Source organism: Nocardiopsis alkaliphila YIM 80379 (genome assembly GCF_000341005.1).
GTDB classification, from domain to species: domain Bacteria; phylum Actinomycetota; class Actinomycetes; order Streptosporangiales; family Streptosporangiaceae; genus Nocardiopsis; species Nocardiopsis alkaliphila.
In genome coordinates, this window is the sequence record NZ_ANBD01000041.1 from 1 (window position 1) to 16,999 (window position 16,999).

Here is a 16,999-nt window from a genome sequence, read left to right on the forward strand (position 1 = left end):
GCGTCCGGCAGCCAGTAGTGGAAGGGGAACTGCGCCGACTTGGTGAACACCGCGACGATCACCAGCAGCGCCACGACCGAGACGAAGACGGTGTCCTGGGTCCAGGAGTCATCGGCGAGGATCTCGCTGAGTCGCGTGGTTCCGGTGCGCACGATCAAGAGAACGACCGCGCCCAGTAGGGCCAGCCCTCCCATGGCGGTGAGCAGGAAGGTGCGGATCGCGGGTCGGCTCGCCGTGGGCCCCGACAACCCGATGAGGTAGAACGAGGCGATGGTCGTCAGCTCCCAGAACACGAAGAGCACGACCACGTCGTCGGCCAGCACCAGCCCTGTCATCGCGAACGCGAACAGGGACATCAGGAAGTAGAAACCGAGCCTGGCACCGGGCGGAAAGTATCGGGTGGAGTACGCCATGATCAAGGCACCGATCCCGGTGACCAGCATGGTGAAAAGCCAACCCAGGCCGTCCATACGCAGGTGGAGGTCGACCCCGATCCGGGGCATCCATGGACGGGTGACCTCCAACGGGGTGCCCGCGCCCAGGACCTGGGGAGCCTGGAGGGCGACCAGCACGGTGAGGGCGAGGAACACCGCGGCGATGGGCCAGCCGGCGTTCCGCCCCAGGAACCTGTCCAGTAACGGGGTGCTCGCGACGGTCACGGCGAGCACGAGGAGGAGAAGCAGCAGCACCACGCCACTGTCCTTTCACGGCCGGCCACCGGGCACGGGTCACCCATGTCGGCGGGATGTGCGCGGTGGGATGGGGCGGCAGGGAGTGTTCATGACAAGGGGCCTGAACGGCCGTCAGATGGACCCCGGAGGACAGGCACTGAGTTCGCCGTGGGCGTTGGTGCCCCAGGAAGTGGTGTACCCGTTGGTGCCCAAAGGGCGACGGTTGCCGACGGGGAGCTTGTGGCGCTCACTGAAACGGCTACGACGCAGCACGCACGAGGGCGTGGTGTGCGGAGGGGACATGAGGTGTGCTCCGGGCCATAGGTCGGTTGGGACGCCGACCAGTCTTCCCGGCACACCTGTGGTGTCATACGACGCCGCGCCCATGGTCGTTGACGTGGGCGCTTATGTCCAGTTCTGGCCGGATCCGATCAAGGAACCGGTGGGCCGAACGACACCTGGGCAAGAGTATCAATACAGCTCCTGAACAGACCGAATAACCCTTTGTCAACGAGTCCATCTCGCTATACGCCGAAGGTGGCCGAGTCTCGAATGTAGGCGTAGAGTCCTCGCCAGGTGTGCCGGGAAGACTGGTCGGCGAAGGCCGACCCCTACCCGAAACCAGGTGTCCGATGACCGAGACCGCCGTTCACGGTGCGCGCGTCTACCGCTCCGACACCGCAGCGAGGACGATTCGTGGTTGGTGCGAGGAACGGCTGGCGGAGTTCTCCGGCCTTCACCACCTTCCCGAGATCCCGACGGCCATCGGACCCACCAGGGCCTTTCGGTTCGAGGGTGGTTCCGGGGCCCCGGTGGTGGTGCTCAGCGGTACCAACTTCAACAGTGCCCTCAGCGCCTCACCCTGTTCCGACATGTCCGACGAGCGTGACGTGATCCTGGTCGACCTGCCCGGACAACCGGGGCTCAGCTTCGGCAGACGGCCTCGAGGGCAACGAGCCCGGGCCTACGGGGCCTGGTTCCAGGAGGTGTTGCCCGAACTCGTGGACAGACCCGCGATCGTTCTGGGGCACTCCCTGGGAGCGGCCGTGGCCTTGGCCGCCGAGCCGTGCCCACTGGTGAAGGGCTTGGTGCTGATCGGCCCGGCCGGGCTGACCGCCGCCGCGACCTCGCCGGAGCTGATGCGGGTCACCCTGCCCTGGATGATCGGCCCCCGAGACGACAAGAGCACTCGGCTGCTGAACTTCATGAGCGGTCCCGACCAGCGGTATCCGGTCCACCCGTACGCCGAGTGGATGACGATGGTGGGTAGGTACTGTCGAACCAGTCTGGCCCCGGGGCCGTTGCCCACCGAGTCGTTGTTGGTGTGGAAGGAGAAGAACGTCACGGTGGCGACCGGGTCCGACGACGAGTTCTTCTCGCCTTCGCGATTGCACGCGCCGGCGCGTCGGTTCTTGGACGTAGAACTGAGGGTGCTGGCAGGGGCGGGACACCTGGCCTTCTACGAGGTGCCGCAGAAGGTCCGTGAACTGGTCAACGGGGCCGATACCTGATCCGGAAGGGGAACCGGGTCGGATCGACCGACGCCTCGCGTCCGTGTCGGGGAGCCTCGGGCTTCGCCCACTCCGTGCCGCCCAGAGGGTGAGGACGCACACCGGCGGGGCTCTGTGCCTTTGTCGAGGAAGGACCGACGGCCGAAGCCGGGTCTCACACGCCCAAGAGCACCTGGTCGGCGGTGTGCTCGCCGATCGCCGCCAACAAGGGGGCGTCCGCCGTCTGAGAGATCAGCACCGATGCGTAGATCACCGCCCAGGCCCGCGCGCGCACCCACGTGTGCTCATCGAGACCGGTGAGAGCGGCCAGGCGTTCCCGCAGCCGGGCACGATCGGCGACCCCGAAGGTCATCCATGCCGTCCCCAGGTCGGTGGCCGGGTCCCCTGAGGTGAGGTCACCGAAGTCCAGGACGGCCGCCAGCCCGCACGAGGCGTCCACCAGAATGTTCGCGGGGTGCGGGTCCCCGTGCAGCCATAGGGCCGGGCCCTCCCAGGCCGGGGTCTTCACCAGTTCCCGCCACAGGTCGAGCAATTCGGCGGCTCGGGGATGATCGGAACCGCCGAGGCGTTCGACCACCCGCTCATGACGTTCGCGCAGGGGTACGCCTCGCACCGGGTTGGCGGGTGCCTCGGCCGGCGCGGGCACGTGCAATCGGGACAGGAACAGTGCGAGTGGTTCCACGAGGGGTCCTCGCTCGCCGGGCGAAACCTCGGCGGCGACACGCCCCCGAAACCATGGGTTCACCGACCAACCCCACGGATACCCCTGCCCGGGTCGCCCCACGCGCACCGGCACCGAGATCGGCGCCCCGACCCGTTCGGCGATCTCGGGAAGCCACCGCTGTTCGTTGAGTACCGATCGGGCGGCGACCTCGCGCCGAGGCATACGCACGCACAGGTCCTCACCCAGCCTCAGCAGTGTGTTGTCCCAACCATTGGCGACCGGCTCGATCGGCAGTTCCGCCAGGTCGGGATGTTGTTCTCGAAGGAGGCGGCGAGCAAGGGAGGGGGAGACGTCGACTTCTGCCTCAGGAGTGCGCATCTCCCCAGTATCGGACTCAGTAGTAGACCGCGAGTGGTCCGTTCGGCCCTTCCACGACGCTCACCGGCGTCTCGAACACCCGAGTGAGCACCTCGTCGGTCATGATCTGCTCCGGTGTGCCGAACTCGGCCACGGAGCCGTCCTTGACCGCGCAGATCCGGTCCGCGTAGTGCCCAGCGAAGTTGATGTCGTGCAGCACGATCACGATCGTGCGTTCCAACTCCTCGGCGGCCCGACGCAGATGCTTCATCATCTGCACCGAGTGACGCATGTCCAGGTTGTTGAGCGGCTCGTCCAGCAAGACGTACTCGGTGTCCTGTGAGAGCACCATCGCGACGTAGGCGCGCTGGCGCTGCCCACCCGAGAGTTGGTCGAGGTAGCGATGCTCCAGGTCGGTGAGGTCCAAGAAGTTGATGGCGCGGCTGATGACCTCCTCGTCGTGCACCGTCAGTCGCCCCTTGGAGTGGGGGAAACGACCGAAGGCGACGAGTTGGCGCACCGTCAGCCGGGTGACGAAGTGGTTCTCCTGCCGCAGCACCGAGACGACCTTGGCCAGGTCCTTGGACGCCGTCTTGGTCACGTCGTAACCCGCGATCTCGATACAGCCCTCGTCGAGCCCGAGCAGGCGGCCGATCATGGTCAGCAGCGTCGACTTGCCCGCGCCGTTGGGCCCCACCAGCGCGGTCACGCCACCCTTGGGGATCCGCAGATCCACGGGGCCGATCGCGACCTCGCTGCTGTACTCCTTGCGCACACCGGTCAGGGTGATCACAGTCGGCCCTTTCTGAGGATGACGAACAGGAACACCAGCCCGCCGACGAGTTCGATGATGATCGAGACCACGCCGTTGGCGTAGAAGATGTTCCGCATGACGAAGTACGCGCCACTGAGCACGACGAAGCAGGTCAGCACCGCGACCGGAAAGACGTACCGGTGGTCGTGGGTGTCGGCGAACTGGTAGGCGAGGGTCGCCACGAGGAAACCCAGGAAGGTCATCGGGCCGATGAGTGCGGTGGAGACCGCCATCAGGATCGACACCAAGAGCAGCACGCGCATGGTCTCGCGGCGATGGTTCAGGCCGAGCCCGACGCTCGCGTCGCGCCCCAGCGCCACGATGTTCAGCCGCCGTGAACGCATCCACAGCAGGGCGGTGGCGACCAGGCACAGCGGCACCGCGATCGGCAGGTAGGACGCGTCGGCGTTGGCGATGTTGCCGAACAACCGGGCGGCCAGCACGTCGAACTCGCTCGGGGTGAGCAGACGCTGCATGAAGGTGGAGACCGAGGCGAGGCCACCACCGATGATGATGCCGATCAGCAGCATGATCTGTAGGTTTCCGTACCTGCCCGACAGCAGCCACCCGTACAGCAGCATCGCGAAGCCGACCATCAGGGTGACCTGTAGCAGGAACTGCGGGACTCCTTGGACCGCCATGACTCCGGCGGCGCCCAGGAGATACACCGCGGTGGTCTGGATGGTGACGTAGAGCGCCTCGAACCCCATGATCGACGGGGTGATGATGCGGTTGTTGGTCACGGTCTGAAAGCTCACCGTGGCGACGGCCTGGCAGACCGCCACCACGGCCATGATCACCAGGTTCGTGGCGCGCAATTCCGCGATGCGCCAGAAGCCGTCCGAACCCACCGGCATCGGGTTGTCCCAGGCCAACTGGCCGAAGGCGAAGCCCACCGCGAGCACCGCGAGCACCGCGACGATGATCCAGTAGCGGCGGCGGGCGCGCCCGGTGGGCAGGGTGCGGGAGGAACGTTCGGGGGACGGCCCGGTGGGTGGTGCGGTCACCCGGGGGGTCGTACGGGGTCTCACGCGGGGAACGGTCGTTTCAGCCACGGCGACGCTGCCTCAACAGGAGAAAGATGAACACGACGGCGCCGACGACCCCGAGGATGAGGGACACCGGCACCTCGAAGGGCATGATGATGGTCCGGCCGATCAGGTCGCACACCGTGACGATGCCGATGCCCAGTAGGCACACCCACGGCAGGTTGCCGCGCAGGTCGTCGCCACGGAACATCGAGACGACGTTGGGGACGATGAGCCCGAGGAACGGTAGGTTGCCCACGACCACGGTCACCACTCCGGTCGCCACCGCGATGAGGCCGGTGCCCAGCAGGATGACCCGGTTGTAGTTCAGGCCGACGTTGGTCGAGATCTCCTCGCCCAATCCGGCCACCGTGAACCGGTCGGCGACGAAGAACACCGCGACGGCCACGAACGCCACGATCCACAGCATCTCGTATTGGCCCCGCAGCACCGAGGTGAAGCTGCCGGCGAACCACACGCCCAGGTTTTGCAGCATGTCGGTCTGCAACGCGATGAAGGTCGACACCGCGCTGACCACCGCGCCCAGCATGATGCCCACGATCGGGACGATGAGCGAGGAGCGCAGGGTGACCTGGCGCAGGAAGAGGAAGAACACCATCGTGCCGATGAAGGCCGCCAGCACGGCGCCGACCATGCGGGTGGTGATGCTCGCTCCCGGCAGCAGGATCATCACCGTGAGCAGACCGAGCCCGGCCCATTCGGTGGTACCGGTGGTCGTCGGTTCGACGAAGCGGTTCTGCGTCAGTAGTTGCATGACCAGGCCGGACATGGCCATGGCGGCGCCGGCCAGCACGAGGGCGATCGTGCGGGGAATACGGGTGATCGCGAACATCTCACCGCCGTCATCGGCGCCGAAGATGTCGTAAACGCCGGTGAACAGGGAGAACACGAGAAGGACGCCCACGACGGCGACGCCGATGAGCAGCTTCCAGTCGAAGAGTCGACCCTTGTTCCGTGTACGCGGTGGGGGAGGGCTGGTGGTCGTCATGTCCCGTCGATCTCCTCACAACGGCTCGTACCGACGCCGGTGCTCAAAGCACCACCGTCGGTAGGAGCCGTTCGGGTGAGCCGAATCAACCCCGGGCCTCCAGCGCGTCGGCGAACGCGTTGAAGAACTCGGTGTAGGTCTGGATGCCCTCGTTGGTGTAGGTGTCGACGGGCATGTAGACGATCTGCTCCTCCTCGACGGCCTTCACGCTGGAGAGCGCCTCGGAGCTGGAGAGGATGTTCGCGGCGGTCTCGTAGCCTTCCTCGTCGGCGGCGACGGCGGCGTCGCGGTCCATCACCAGGATCCAGTCGGGGTCGGAAGCGGCGATGGCTTCGACGGAGATGTCGTCACCCTGGTGATCGTCGCTGGCACCGTCGACCTCCAAAGCGGGAGCGAGGTCGAAGATGTCGAAGACCGGGCCGAGGGTGCGGCCCACACCGGGGGAGAGGTAGCCGATCTCGCCGCCGGAGGTGGTGACGGCCATGACCGTCTCGTCCTGGTCGTAGACCTCGTTGACCCGCTCGACGGACGCATCGAAGTCGGCGATGGTCCGCTCGGCCTCGTCCTGCTTGTCGAAGACCTCGCCCAGTACGGTGATCTGGCGCTTGAGTTCGGCCTCGAAGGGCTCGCCATCACGCGGTTCGAGGTCCAGAACCGTCGCGTCGGGCACCAGGGAGGCGATGTCGTCGTGGTACTCGGTGAAACGCTGGCCATTGACGACCAGGTCCGGCTCGGCCGCGACGATCGTCTCGAAGTCGGGCTCGTTGTGCGTGCCGACGTCGGGGATCGAGTCGTCCTGCGCGTAGTCGATGGTGTCGGGCATGAGTGAGATCGCACCGGCGGACAGTTCCACGCCCCAGTCGGAGAGGGTCTCGAAGGTGCGGTTGTCGAGCGCGACCACGGAGGAAGGCGGGGAGCTCACCGTCTGAGTGCCGTTGTTATCCTCGACCTCGATGGTGTCGGCCTCCGCAGCGGAGTCCTCGCCGGCCTGTCCGCCGGACGAGCAACCGCCAAGGAGCAGGGCGGACGCGAGGGCGAGCGAGAACGCCGTGACGGGACGACTGACGGGCATCATTGAAGTCTCCTCTGAGTGCTTGCGACAAAGGGGAGCCTAACCTAACTTCAATGATGATTGTACGGAGGGGTCCCTTATGAGATGTTTGACTCAAAATCGCAGGTCAGGGTTGCGTATTCGCCGACTTTCTGCCGGCACCCTCATCGACCGTGCTCGCGGGCCCGAGCCGCTTCGGTGTTCGAGTCGGGTTCGTCCTCGGGCAGCGGCACCGCGCGCAGGATGGCGTTCTCCTCGTTGAACTCGGCGGCCGGCATGGCCCGTAGGGCGCTCACCAGCTCCTGGTCCGCCCCCGACTCCAGGGCCGCCTCCACTACCGCGTCCCGGGACACGGGGAAGCGCACACCCTCCAGAATCCGCCGGAGTCCCTCACGGCCACGTTCGACCCCCATCACTACCTCCTCGATCATGAAAGGGCCCGATCGCACCGCGCCCCGAAGAACGAAAGGCGACCGGACCGACACGCACACGGGTGGGCTACCCGAAGCGGCCCGGACTCATTCCCCGTCGGGCCAGACCAGGTCGGCGCCGTCGTGGACGGCCATCAGGTGGCGCGAGTCGAAGAGCGGTGCCACATCGGGGACCTCGTCCAGTTCACCGTTGTCCACAAGGGTCCGGGCCTCCTGCTCGGTCAGGTCGAGGTCGACGAAACCACGGGGCTCCCCGTCCGGGGTGGAGGAGACCACGAGTTCGCGTTCGGTGTCCCACACCTTGAGGTTGTGTTCACCGTCGTAGCCCGCACGGTCCAGGTCGGCGGCGTGATCGACGCATGCGGCACCGTCGCCTTGGCAGTGGTCGAAGGCCCGGCCGACCGCGCGCAGGAAGTCCTCGACGACGGTGGGGTGCTGCTCGGCCCAGACGGGGGAGGTCACCAGGACACCGAAGGAACCCACGACCCCGAAGTCCTCGGGGTGCCACTCGGTGTACTCCGCGTCCAAGGCGTCCAGCCGGTGGGGTTCGTTGGAGCGAAATCCGGTGAGCGCCTGGACCTGGTCGCGGGGCAGGACGGAGGGGTCGTAGCCGGCCTCGACCTGCTCGATGGCGTCGATGTCCACCCCGGCCTCCACCAGCATCGCCTCCAGCGGGGCGGGCAGCATGCTCTGGTGCCCCAGGGTCCGGCCTTCGAGTTCGGTGAGGTCCTCCACCTCCGGGCCGGTGATCAGGGTGGAGATGGGCACGTGGCCGTAAGTGGCGATACCGACGATCTCGTGGTCGCGCACGTTGGCCTGGAGGACCTCGGCCTCGTTGCTCATCGCGGTGAACTGCGCGGTGCCGGCCGAGACCAGTTGGGCGTTGCCCATCAGGTCACCGTTGCCCGGCTGGATCTCCACGTCCAGGCACAGGGCGTCGAAGTACCCCAGGGCATCGGCGGCGATGACCTCCAGTTGGGTGACCGACGCCTGGTAGTGGTAGCCGGTCACGAAGGTGACCGCGCCGGCCTCCCGGTTGGTCTCGCACCGCTCCTGGTCGATGATCACGGCGACCTCCGAAGCCCCATCGGAACCGTCCGAGCCGCAGGCCGTCGCGAGCAGGGAGGTGGCGGCCAGGGCGACGGTCGGACCGAGGAGGCGGGACCGGTGACGGTGCGGAGCACGCATTGGGTTTCTCTTTCGTTCGCCGACGACGGGGGACACACGAGAAAGACGCATGGGGACGGATCAGGCGCGACCGGAACGCCGGGAATCGTGCCAGAACAGCAGCCGACGTTCGACCAGCGCGACCAACCCGAGCAGCAGCACGCCCATCGCCGCCAGGCAGACCACACCCGCGTAGACGTAGTCCAAGCGGGCGGTGGAGGCGGAGTTGCGAATCATCGTTCCCAGACCGCCGGAGGAACCGGCCGCCACGAACTCGGCGACCACCGCACCCATCAGGGACAACGGCAGTACCACCCGCAGGGCGGCCAGGGTGTAGGGCAGACTGCTCGGGATCCGTAGCCGCAGCAGGACCTCCCAGCGGGAGGCGTTCAAGGTTCGAAAGACGTGCAGTACCGGCAGTGGCACCGAACGCAGCCCGGTGGCCACGTTGATCAGCACCGGAAAGAACGTGACGATCGCGGTCACCACGACCTTCGGGGTCATCCCGAACCCGAAGGCCACCACCAGCGCCGGCGCGATCGCCACCACGGGCGTGACGTTGAGGACCACGGCGAACGGCATCACCGCTCGGCGGACCACCTGGAACTCGGATACGACCACCGCCAGGACGAAGGCGGTGCCGGCGCCCACGGCCACGCCGACCAAGGCGATGCTCAACGTCGCCCAGGCGTTCTCCAAAAACAGCGTCGGATCGGCGGCCAGGGTCGCAGCGACCTCGCCCAGCGGGGGCAGGATGTAGGGGTGTGCCCGCGCCACGGCGGACCAGGCCACGGCGAGCACCACCAGGACCACGGTGGCGGGCAGCCACACGTAGGGACGCAGCACCGAACGGCGCCGGGCGCGGCGTGGGGTCGCGGGCTTCGGCGCGGGCGGGACGAAGTCCGCGGTGGTGGGGGCGGTGGGATCGGTGGGGTTCGCCCCGTCCGCCCGATCCGGTCCGGTGACACGGGTGACGATGCCCGTCTCCTCTCTCACAGCGGAACGAGGTCGTCGGGGGCGGCACCGGCCTTCCACGCGCTCTGCAACGAGTCGCGGACGCGGTCCTCCAGGTCGTGCATGTGCGGCCCCTTGACGACCTTCCGGTCCCGTGGGCGGGGCAGGTCGACGTCCAAGACCTCGTGCACCCGGCCCGGACGGGCCGACATCACCACGATCCGATCGGACAGCACGACCGCCTCACGGACGGAGTGCGTCACGAACACGACCGTGGTGGCCCGCCGCTGCCACAGGCCCAGGAGCTGGTACTGGAGGGCTTCGCGGGTGAACTCGTCGAGGGCGGAGAAGGGTTCGTCCATCAAGAGCACGTCCGGACGCAGCCCCAGCGCGCGGGCGACCGCGACGCGCTGGAGCATCCCACCCGAGAGTTGGTGCGGGTACTGGTGGGCGGAGTCCTCCAGTCCCACGGCGCGCAACAGTTCGTCGGGGGAGTCGATCTCCTTGCCGGCCCGCCGGTTGACCTTGCCGGGCAGCGCCACGTTCTGGCGGACGGTGCGCCAGGGCAGCAGGGCCGGAGTCTGGGAGACCAGGCCGATGGCCTTGCGGCGACTCGCCTCCCGCGGGCTTCGGCCCAGTAGACGGACCTGGCCGGTATCGGGGCGATCGAGCCCGGCCAGGATGCGCAGGAGGGTGGACTTGCCACAGCCGCTGGGGCCGATGAGGCTGACGAAGTGGCGGTGGGGGATCCGTAGATCGATGCCCTGGAGCGCGGGACGGTCCGGTCGGGCCCCGGGATGGCGTTTGGTGAGGCCGTGCACCTCGATGCCGGCGGTCACCGTGGACTCGCGACGGTAGGCCGGGTGACCCCGGTCCGGGCGTGGTGTCGCACTGTGCACTCTCCAGGTGTTCGTCCTCGTGCGGGTCCCGTTCCGTCGGCGCGGCCGGCTTACCCACCGGTAGATCCCCACCAGAGTGACGATAGTGCACGCGGGATTCTTCCCGATCGGTGTTGTGCGCTCGTTCACCCTGCTCAAAGGTACTGATCAGGGTGTTTCCAGGGAACCGGGCATGGCGGTGACGCCCGGCCCGTGGGCCGGCGGATTCCGGTGACCGGCGCTAGAGTCTGGGACTCGCCGACGCCCGCCCCGTGGACGTCGCGATACGGCTCGACGCCCCAAGGAGCATTCATGGCCCGAACCCGGTTGGTGACGGTGGACGACGCCGAGGAACTGGCCGAGACGCTCGCTCGCAACCGTGGGTTCCTCGCCCCTTGGGAACCACTGCGCGACGACGCGTACTTCACGATCCCCACGCAACGGGCGTTGCTGGAAAACGCATTGGCCGAACACGAGGTCGGGCGGACCCTGCCGCTGGCGATCGTGGAGGAAGGCCGTCTCGTGGGACGGATCAACCTGAGCGGAATCCGCCGGGGCGGTCTACAGTCCGGGGCCGTCGGCTATTGGGTGGCCGCCGACAGCAACGGGCGCGGACTGGCCACCGAAGCGGTGGCCGAGGTCGTCGAGCTGGCCTTCGGCCCATGGAACCTGCACCGCGTCCAGGCCGAGACCCTCCCGGAGAACATCGCCTCCCAACGGGTGCTCGAACGCAACGGCTTCACCCGCTACGGCACCGTTCCGGAGTACCTGCGCATCGCCGGTAGATGGCGCGACCACGTCCTCTTCCACCGCATCAACCGGGACTGGCGGCCGCTGTGAGCCGACCTGCGTGATCTTGCCACCGGGAGCACGAAAAGCGCTTTTCTCGCCCCCAGTGGCAAGATCACGGGACGTTCACCGAGCGGACGGGCCGGCGCAGGGGAAGGGCCCGGGGGATCGAACCGGCCCAACGATCGGGCACCGGTTCAGATCGACCACCCGGGCCCGCTTTCCGTCCGCCCTCACCGGACGGGCCCTTCACACCGTCGTGGTCCCACGACGGTACGGGTCACAACAGGAAGACACCGGCGACCATGATCGCGCCGAAGGCCGCCAGACCCTCGATGGCCGTGGCCACCGTCAGCGTCCGGTACGCGGTCGCCACCGGGATACGGCTGAGCTGGGAGACGACCCAGAAGTAGGAGTCGTTGGCGTGCGAGACCACCATCGCGCCCGCACCCACGGCGAGCACGCTCAGCACCATGCCCATCGGAGAGTCCAGACCCAGCGAACCGAGCATCGGGGCGAGCATCGCCGAGGTGCTGACGATCGCCACCGTGGACGAACCCTGTGCGGTCTTGAGCGCCGCCGCGATCAGGAACGGCACGGCCAAGCCGAGGCCCAGACCGCTGAGGTTGTCCGCGAGGAAGTCGGTCAGCGGGGAGGCGGCGAGCACCGCACCGAAGGCGGCACCGGCACCGGTGATCAGCAGGATCGGGGCGGCGATGCGCACCGAGTCGTTGATCTGCTCGTTGAAGCGGGCCAGCTTGCCGTGGCCGCGCAGTAGCGGTACCGCGGCCGCCAGGCCGATGATCAGCGCGATCACCGGGGTGCTCAGGAAGGAGACCACCTCGAACAGCGTGCCATCGCCGATCGGCTGCGCGGGAAGCTTGACGATCGAGCCCAGGCAGATCAGGACCAGCGGCAGCAGGATGGGGAAGAACGCCAGGAAGGCGTTGGGCAGCTTGCCATAGCTCTCACGCAGTTCCTCGTAGGAACGGGTGTCGATCTCCTGCTCGCTCGTGGCGGGTAGCGGGGTGAACTCCTTGCGGGCGAACGTGCTCGCGTAGATCAGACCGGCGATCGCGGCCACGGCGGAGACCGGCAGACCGATCGCGATGATCAGCCCGAGGCTGTCGGTGATGCCGATGTTCTCGGCGGCGGCCAAGGGGCCCGGGGTCGGCGGCACCAGCGTGTGCGTGGCGTACAGACCGGTCATCAGCGCGATCGAGGTGGCCAGCGCGGACACCCCGGTGCGCACGGTGATCGCCTTGCGCAGCGAGTTCAAGATGACGTAGCCGGAGTCGCAGAACACCGGGATGGAGACGATGTAGCCGATCAGCGACATCGTCAGGTTCGGGAAGCGGCTGCCGAGGACCTTGATCAGCGCCTCGGCCATGGCGATCGCGGCGCCCGAACGCTCCAGGATCACACCGATCATGGTGCCGAACAGGATGACCAGACCGATGTTGCCGAGTGTGCCGCCGAACGCCGTCGTCACGGTCGTGACGATCTCCGACAAGGGAAGGCGGAAGGCGAAGGCGCCCAGGAAGGCGGCGCCCATCAACGCGAGGAAGGGGCTGATCTTCCACCGGGCGGTGACGAGCACGATGCCCGCTACGAGCAAGAGGAGGATGAGGAGTTCGGTCACGGTCGTGGTTCCTTAGTGGTGCCCGGCACGGGTCTCACGGTGCTCGGGAGTGCTGGTTGGGTGAGGAGACGACAGCACTGGTGGGCCGTCGAGGTGATCTCCGTCAGGGCCTCGGCACGCATCTCCGCCAACGTCCGGGGGCCCCGGGCGATGGAGAAGGCCGCGGTGATCCCCGAACGGCGAAGTTCGTCCGCCGAGAGCGACACGCTGCCCGCGATCACCACGACGGGCACGTGGGCGGGGGTGAGCCGACGCACCGCGTCGACCACCTTCCCGCCAAGGGACTGACCGTCGAAGCGGCCTTCGCCGGTCAGGACCAGGTCGGCCCCGTCCAGCAGCCGCTGGGCGTCGAGGACCTCGGCGACCATCCGCGAACCCGGGAGGAGTTGCGCGCCGAGGATCGACGACAGGGTCGCGGGCATACCACCGGCGGCACCCATGCCCTCGACGTCCCGGAGCTCGGTCCCGGTGGCTTCGGCGAGCACGTCGGCCAGTCGTCCCAGCCCGGCGTCGAGAACCCGGACGTCCTCGTCGGTCGCGCCCTTTTGCGGTCCGAAGACCGCCGCCGCGCCATGCTCGCCGACCAACGGGTTGGTGACGTCGCAGGCGATCCGCCAACGGACTCGGCGGGCGCGCGGGTCGAGCCCGGCCAGGTCCACCTCGGTCAGGTCCGTCAGACTTCCGCCCCCGTCGGGGAGTTCGGAACCATCGGTGGCGAGGAAGCGCGCCCCGAGCGCGGCGAGCATGCCGGTGCCACCGTCGGTGGAGGCGGAACCACCGATGCACAGCAGGATCTCCTCGACCCCACGGTCGAGAAGCTCCGTGGCCAGGCGGCCCACGCCTCGGCTGCTCGCCTGGCGCGGGCGCAGGGGGACGTCACAGACGCCGGGAAGACCGTTGGCCTCCGCCGCCTCGATCACGCCGACCCGTCCGTCGGCGCTGACACCGAAGCGCGCCTGGACGGGGCGGCCGAGGGCGTCGGTGGTCTCCGCCGTGAGGGCCTCGGTACCCCAGGCACCGAGCAGTGCGTCGAGGGTGCCCTCGCCGCCGTCGGCGAACGGCAGGGTGTGGACGGACACGGGCAGGCCCCGGTCGGCGAACGCCTCCCGGACCCCACGGGCCATGGCCTCGGCCACCTCGACGGCGGAGGCACTGCCCTTGAACGAGTCGGGGACCACCGCGACGCGCGCGACGGCCGCCTCGTCATGTTCGTGCGACTCCTTGGACATGACGCAGATCATAGAATCCGGTTCGGTGCGTTTCGACGGCTTCGCGCCCAGTCTTCCTGCGCCTTCATCCCTGGAGTGTGTGCGAAGTGCCCAGTGCCCTCTCCGCGTACAGACACATCCGCAACGTGGTGAGGTGATCCGGTCGCCTCAGGTCCAGTCCGGTGATGTCCTGGATCCGGTCCACCCGTTGCAGCAGGGTGTTGCGGTGCACGAACACGGCGTCGGCGGCCTCGCGCATCGAAGCGGCCGACGCCATCGCCTCAACCGTTCTGCGCTGACCCTCGGTGAGTGCGGCGATGCGTGCCGCGTTGCGGACCAGGGTGCGCCGAGGCAGGTGCGCCACGGCCACCGCGACCTCCCGTGACCAATGTCCGTCCTCCTCCAGGGTGGGCAGGAGGCCCGCGTGACGGCACAGGGCCCGGGCCTCCTCCGCGTAGGAGAGCAGCGTCTCCACGTCGTCGGTCAATGGAGCCCGCACGTGTCGGCTGTCCAAGGGAAGGTCCAACGAGTCCGGAGCCGGGGCCCGGCCCGAACCGAGCAACCACAAGGCGCCGTGCAACACCGCGGCCCGGCGGACGCCCTTGCCGTTCACCCTGCTCACAGCCGCTTCCGCCGATACCGGAGGTGAGGCCCCACCGCCCTGGCGTGGGCTACCGGACGTCCACAGGGCCAGCGACCATGGCGGCTTCAGTCCGGCGGCCAGGAGTCGGGCCAGCGCGTCCTCCTCGGAGGTGGTTCCCGAGCTCAAGGCGGCGATGAGGTCCCTGGCCTCGGTGTGCCGTCGGCTCACCTCGTCCTGTTCGTGTTCTTGGGCGATGAGCAGTTGCACGGTCAACGCCACCACCCGCGCCAGTGGCGCGACCTCACGGGGATCGCCCGTCACGCCCACCACGCCGCGTAGTTCCCCGTCGATGAACAGGGGTTCGTTGGCTCCGGGGCGGTCCGTGGTTCCGGGCTCGGGGACGGTCACCAGGACGCTGCGACGTTCGGCGATGACTCGTTGGGCGCCCCGATGCAGGCTGCCCACCCGGGAGGGATCGAGGCAGGCGATGATCGTCCCGTGCTCGTCCATCACGTTGATGTTGTGGCTGATGGTCGGTGCGATGAGGTCGACCACCCGCTGGACGAGTTCGCTGCTCAGGGGTGCCCTGGGCCGATCTTCGGGCATGTCCCCAGGGTATGGGCGCGGAGGTCGTATCGGTGGGGGAGTCGCCCTTCCCCGCCGCGTGAGGGGCACCTCTCCCACCCGATGATCTCGTACCCGTGGTTCAGGGAGGGTTCGAAGGGCGAGACGGTTTCTCGGCCGGTCCCATATCCCACCTCGAAGGCGCTCATGCTCCGAACCGGAGCGAATCCGTTGCTCTGACGGGCGTGACCGGGCGTCGGGAACGCCCATCGCTGCGGTACAGTTGTCTGCGGTCGTGGTCTGAGCACAGGCTCGGGTCCGCTGCCAAGGGCCTCTAGCTCAATCGGCAGAGCAACGGACTTTTAATCCGTGGGTTCCGGGTTCGAGCCCCGGGGGGCTCACCGGCAAGACCCCAGGTCAGCGCGTATTCAACGTGCTCCCGGCCTGGGGTTTTCGCGTCTGAGGGCTTGATGCGTATCCGACTGACGAGTTCCCAGGCCTCCCTCGTGAAGGGTCGAAGGCCCAGAAACCGCCGCACCCGTCTCGGTCTCCCGAGTGCTGCCGTGGTATCGGAGTCGACCGTCAGTGCGCAGTCTGTGACCTGGCTTCGAGGAATCCTTCGGTGAAGGCCTTCCACCCCACGACTGTGAGCACCAAGATCGCGTCGCGGGGGTTCTTGGAATCACGCGGACCGACCTGCTCGGGTACGCGCGCGGTGATGGCGACCTCGACGCAGTCACTGGTTCCGCTTCCACCGGCTTTGCGGAAGTCCATGTCTTTTCCTGCTCCTGGCATGATCGCCGCAGCTGCACGGACCTCAGTACTGGTTCAGTCGGCGCAGCTTCGGGCGCGTGCGCAAGACGATGTATACAGCGGTCCACACCACGGCCACGATCAACCCGATAAGCGCACCATGCCCGAGTGCCTGGGCCGACGCCGCCTGCGCCTCCTCGTGAGCCATGGCCGAGTATTCGATGCTCGTGATCTTCCTGGTAGCGGCGAAGAAGAACACCACAAAAAACGCCATTGGAAAGTGGAGCACCGCCTGCATGATGTAACGGAACCGCCGATCGCGTACCATTCTAACCCCGACACCGATACCACCGGCAGCAATGCCTCCGGTCGTTCGTGCAGCGCCTGCAAGGGCGTCGCCTGGGGCGTTGACCACCTGGCCGCTGATGCGGCTCATATCTTGTTCGAACTGGGCGTTCCTTCTTGCTTCGGCAATGTCGTGCTCCAGTCCAGTGACCCGGTACCCGCCGTGGAAGTTGTCTCTGCTGATACGTGCCATGATCTGTCTTTCTACTCCTTCGATTAGATCTCGCCATTCCAGCGGTGCTGGTCGGGGATGGAGACGCTTTCGTCGTCACCAGCGGACGCTGTGAGGGAGCCATGGCGGCTGACGCAGATGAGGGTCAGATCGGCGCCGGACAGCGACCACGAGCAGTCTTCGACGACCTCGAGTCGTGCACACCCTCGTCCTCGTCACAGTCCTCGATGTAAGCGCATTCACCACCGGACTCAAAGATGAGAACGGTATTTCCGGTGGTGCCGAAGTAGGTGCCTTTGATGGAGTCGCAGCCAGAGCACCCGACCAGCGTAAAGGCGATGGTGGCAACAGTAACTGCGGTTGCGATCCTGTTCAGTGGTTTCATGTGCGCTCGCACATGCCGACGGC

Annotated in this window: 18 protein-coding genes and 1 tRNA gene; 3 read left to right on the forward strand and 16 right to left on the reverse strand. The window is 67.5% G+C overall.

Annotated features, from left to right (window positions below):
- The coding region (locus tag D472_RS24910) for a proton-conducting transporter transmembrane domain-containing protein (protein WP_033303255.1) at positions 1 to 692 on the reverse strand (692 nt) is incomplete at its 3' end.
- A 111-nt stretch (positions 693 to 803) separates the two neighbouring features.
- Positions 804 to 974 carry a hypothetical protein gene (locus D472_RS28575; RefSeq protein WP_017603605.1) on the reverse strand — a complete coding sequence of 57 codons (171 nt, stop codon included), beginning with the start codon at positions 972 to 974 and terminating at the stop codon, positions 804 to 806.
- 329 nt (positions 975 to 1,303) lie between these two features.
- Here D472_RS28575 and D472_RS0106055 point away from each other — a divergent pair, with 329 nt between their 5' ends.
- Positions 1,304 to 2,182 (forward strand): alpha/beta fold hydrolase, encoded by an 879-nt coding sequence (locus D472_RS0106055; RefSeq protein ID WP_017603606.1) that lies wholly within the window; start codon positions 1,304 to 1,306, stop codon positions 2,180 to 2,182.
- A gap of 154 nt (positions 2,183 to 2,336) precedes the next feature.
- Here the strand turns inward: D472_RS0106055 and D472_RS0106060 are convergent, their stop codons facing one another.
- From D472_RS0106060 to D472_RS0106100, 9 genes are all read right to left on the reverse strand, one after another.
- Positions 2,337 to 3,224, reverse strand: a complete 888-nt coding sequence (locus tag D472_RS0106060; protein ID WP_017603607.1) for an aminoglycoside phosphotransferase family protein — start codon at positions 3,222 to 3,224, stop codon at positions 2,337 to 2,339.
- Positions 3,225 to 3,240: 16 nt separating this feature from the next.
- A complete protein-coding gene (locus D472_RS0106065; RefSeq protein ID WP_017603608.1) occupies positions 3,241 to 3,996 on the reverse strand; it encodes an iron ABC transporter ATP-binding protein in 756 nt (251 codons plus the stop codon).
- The gene (locus D472_RS0106070) at positions 3,993 to 5,024 is read right to left on the reverse strand and encodes an iron chelate uptake ABC transporter family permease subunit (protein WP_017603609.1); all 1,032 of its coding nucleotides are present in this window, start codon (positions 5,022 to 5,024) and stop codon (positions 3,993 to 3,995) included. The genes D472_RS0106065 and D472_RS0106070 overlap by 4 nt, the downstream gene beginning before the upstream one ends.
- A 40-nt stretch (positions 5,025 to 5,064) precedes the next feature.
- Complete coding sequence (locus D472_RS0106075; RefSeq protein WP_017603610.1) at positions 5,065 to 6,054, reverse strand: ABC transporter permease; 990 nt, start codon at positions 6,052 to 6,054, stop codon at positions 5,065 to 5,067.
- Positions 6,055 to 6,139: 85 nt separating this feature from the next.
- Positions 6,140 to 7,129, reverse strand: a complete 990-nt coding sequence (locus tag D472_RS0106080) for a siderophore ABC transporter substrate-binding protein (protein ID WP_017603611.1) — start codon at positions 7,127 to 7,129, stop codon at positions 6,140 to 6,142.
- 140 nt (positions 7,130 to 7,269) lie between these two features.
- Positions 7,270 to 7,518 carry a DUF2795 domain-containing protein gene (locus D472_RS0106085; RefSeq protein WP_017603612.1) on the reverse strand — a complete coding sequence of 83 codons (249 nt, stop codon included), beginning with the start codon at positions 7,516 to 7,518 and terminating at the stop codon, positions 7,270 to 7,272.
- A 105-nt stretch (positions 7,519 to 7,623) separates the two neighbouring features.
- Positions 7,624 to 8,724, reverse strand: coding sequence for an ABC transporter substrate-binding protein (locus D472_RS0106090; RefSeq protein ID WP_017603613.1), 1,101 nt, complete (start codon positions 8,722 to 8,724; stop codon positions 7,624 to 7,626).
- Positions 8,725 to 8,784: 60 nt separating this feature from the next.
- A complete protein-coding gene (locus D472_RS0106095) occupies positions 8,785 to 9,699 on the reverse strand; it encodes an ABC transporter permease (protein ID WP_017603614.1) in 915 nt (304 codons plus the stop codon).
- The gene (locus tag D472_RS0106100; protein ID WP_026117439.1) at positions 9,696 to 10,496 is read right to left on the reverse strand and encodes an ATP-binding cassette domain-containing protein; all 801 of its coding nucleotides are present in this window, start codon (positions 10,494 to 10,496) and stop codon (positions 9,696 to 9,698) included. Before D472_RS0106100 ends, D472_RS0106095 begins: the two co-directional genes overlap by 4 nt.
- Positions 10,497 to 10,847: 351 nt before the next feature.
- Between D472_RS0106100 and D472_RS0106105 the strand changes: the two genes are divergently transcribed.
- Positions 10,848 to 11,375 (forward strand): GNAT family N-acetyltransferase, encoded by a 528-nt coding sequence (locus tag D472_RS0106105; protein ID WP_017603616.1) that lies wholly within the window; start codon positions 10,848 to 10,850, stop codon positions 11,373 to 11,375.
- 229 nt (positions 11,376 to 11,604) lie between these two features.
- Here the strand turns inward: D472_RS0106105 and D472_RS0106110 are convergent, their stop codons facing one another.
- From D472_RS0106110 to D472_RS0106120, 3 genes are read right to left on the reverse strand one after another with little or no spacing between them, the layout of a single operon-like run.
- Complete coding sequence (locus tag D472_RS0106110) at positions 11,605 to 12,966, reverse strand: GntP family permease (protein WP_017603617.1); 1,362 nt, start codon at positions 12,964 to 12,966, stop codon at positions 11,605 to 11,607.
- A complete protein-coding gene (locus D472_RS0106115) occupies positions 12,963 to 14,207 on the reverse strand; it encodes a glycerate kinase (protein ID WP_017603618.1) in 1,245 nt (414 codons plus the stop codon). The genes D472_RS0106110 and D472_RS0106115 overlap by 4 nt, the downstream gene beginning before the upstream one ends.
- A 52-nt stretch (positions 14,208 to 14,259) precedes the next feature.
- The gene (locus D472_RS0106120; RefSeq protein ID WP_017603619.1) at positions 14,260 to 15,363 is read right to left on the reverse strand and encodes a CdaR family transcriptional regulator; all 1,104 of its coding nucleotides are present in this window, start codon (positions 15,361 to 15,363) and stop codon (positions 14,260 to 14,262) included.
- Positions 15,364 to 15,649: 286 nt separating this feature from the next.
- Here D472_RS0106120 and D472_RS0106125 point away from each other — a divergent pair.
- Positions 15,650 to 15,722 (forward strand) — tRNA-Lys (locus D472_RS0106125).
- A 181-nt stretch (positions 15,723 to 15,903) separates the two neighbouring features.
- Here D472_RS0106125 and D472_RS0106130 read toward each other — a convergent pair.
- Together D472_RS0106130 and D472_RS0106135 are read right to left on the reverse strand one after the other, a co-directional pair.
- Positions 15,904 to 16,095 (reverse strand): DUF397 domain-containing protein, encoded by a 192-nt coding sequence (locus D472_RS0106130; protein ID WP_017603620.1) that lies wholly within the window; start codon positions 16,093 to 16,095, stop codon positions 15,904 to 15,906.
- Between the two features lie 43 nt (positions 16,096 to 16,138).
- On the reverse strand, positions 16,139 to 16,612 hold the full coding sequence (locus tag D472_RS0106135; RefSeq protein WP_017603621.1) for a hypothetical protein: 474 nt from the start codon (positions 16,610 to 16,612) through the stop codon (positions 16,139 to 16,141).
- Positions 16,613 to 16,999: the final 387 nt, after the last annotated feature.

Bases quoted from the DNA above. Each gene is read 5' to 3' on its own strand.
- D472_RS0106080 (WP_017603611.1), bottom strand. From the start codon at position 7,129: ATGATGCCCGTCAGTCGTCCCGTCACGGCGTTCTCGCTCGCCCTCGCG.
- D472_RS0106120 (WP_017603619.1), bottom strand. From the start codon at position 15,363: ATGCCCGAAGATCGGCCCAGGGCACCCCTGAGCAGCGAACTCGTCCAG.
- D472_RS0106115 (WP_017603618.1), bottom strand. From the start codon at position 14,207: ATGATCTGCGTCATGTCCAAGGAGTCGCACGAACATGACGAGGCGGCC.
- D472_RS0106055 (WP_017603606.1), top strand. From the start codon at position 1,304: ATGACCGAGACCGCCGTTCACGGTGCGCGCGTCTACCGCTCCGACACC.
- D472_RS0106105 (WP_017603616.1), top strand. From the start codon at position 10,848: ATGGCCCGAACCCGGTTGGTGACGGTGGACGACGCCGAGGAACTGGCC.
- D472_RS0106130 (WP_017603620.1), bottom strand. From the start codon at position 16,095: ATGGACTTCCGCAAAGCCGGTGGAAGCGGAACCAGTGACTGCGTCGAG.
- D472_RS0106075 (WP_017603610.1), bottom strand. From the start codon at position 6,054: ATGACGACCACCAGCCCTCCCCCACCGCGTACACGGAACAAGGGTCGA.
- D472_RS0106135 (WP_017603621.1), bottom strand. From the start codon at position 16,612: ATGGCACGTATCAGCAGAGACAACTTCCACGGCGGGTACCGGGTCACT.
- D472_RS0106090 (WP_017603613.1), bottom strand. From the start codon at position 8,724: ATGCGTGCTCCGCACCGTCACCGGTCCCGCCTCCTCGGTCCGACCGTC.
- D472_RS0106060 (WP_017603607.1), bottom strand. From the start codon at position 3,224: ATGCGCACTCCTGAGGCAGAAGTCGACGTCTCCCCCTCCCTTGCTCGC.
- D472_RS0106085 (WP_017603612.1), bottom strand. From the start codon at position 7,518: ATGGGGGTCGAACGTGGCCGTGAGGGACTCCGGCGGATTCTGGAGGGT.
- D472_RS28575 (WP_017603605.1), bottom strand. From the start codon at position 974: ATGTCCCCTCCGCACACCACGCCCTCGTGCGTGCTGCGTCGTAGCCGT.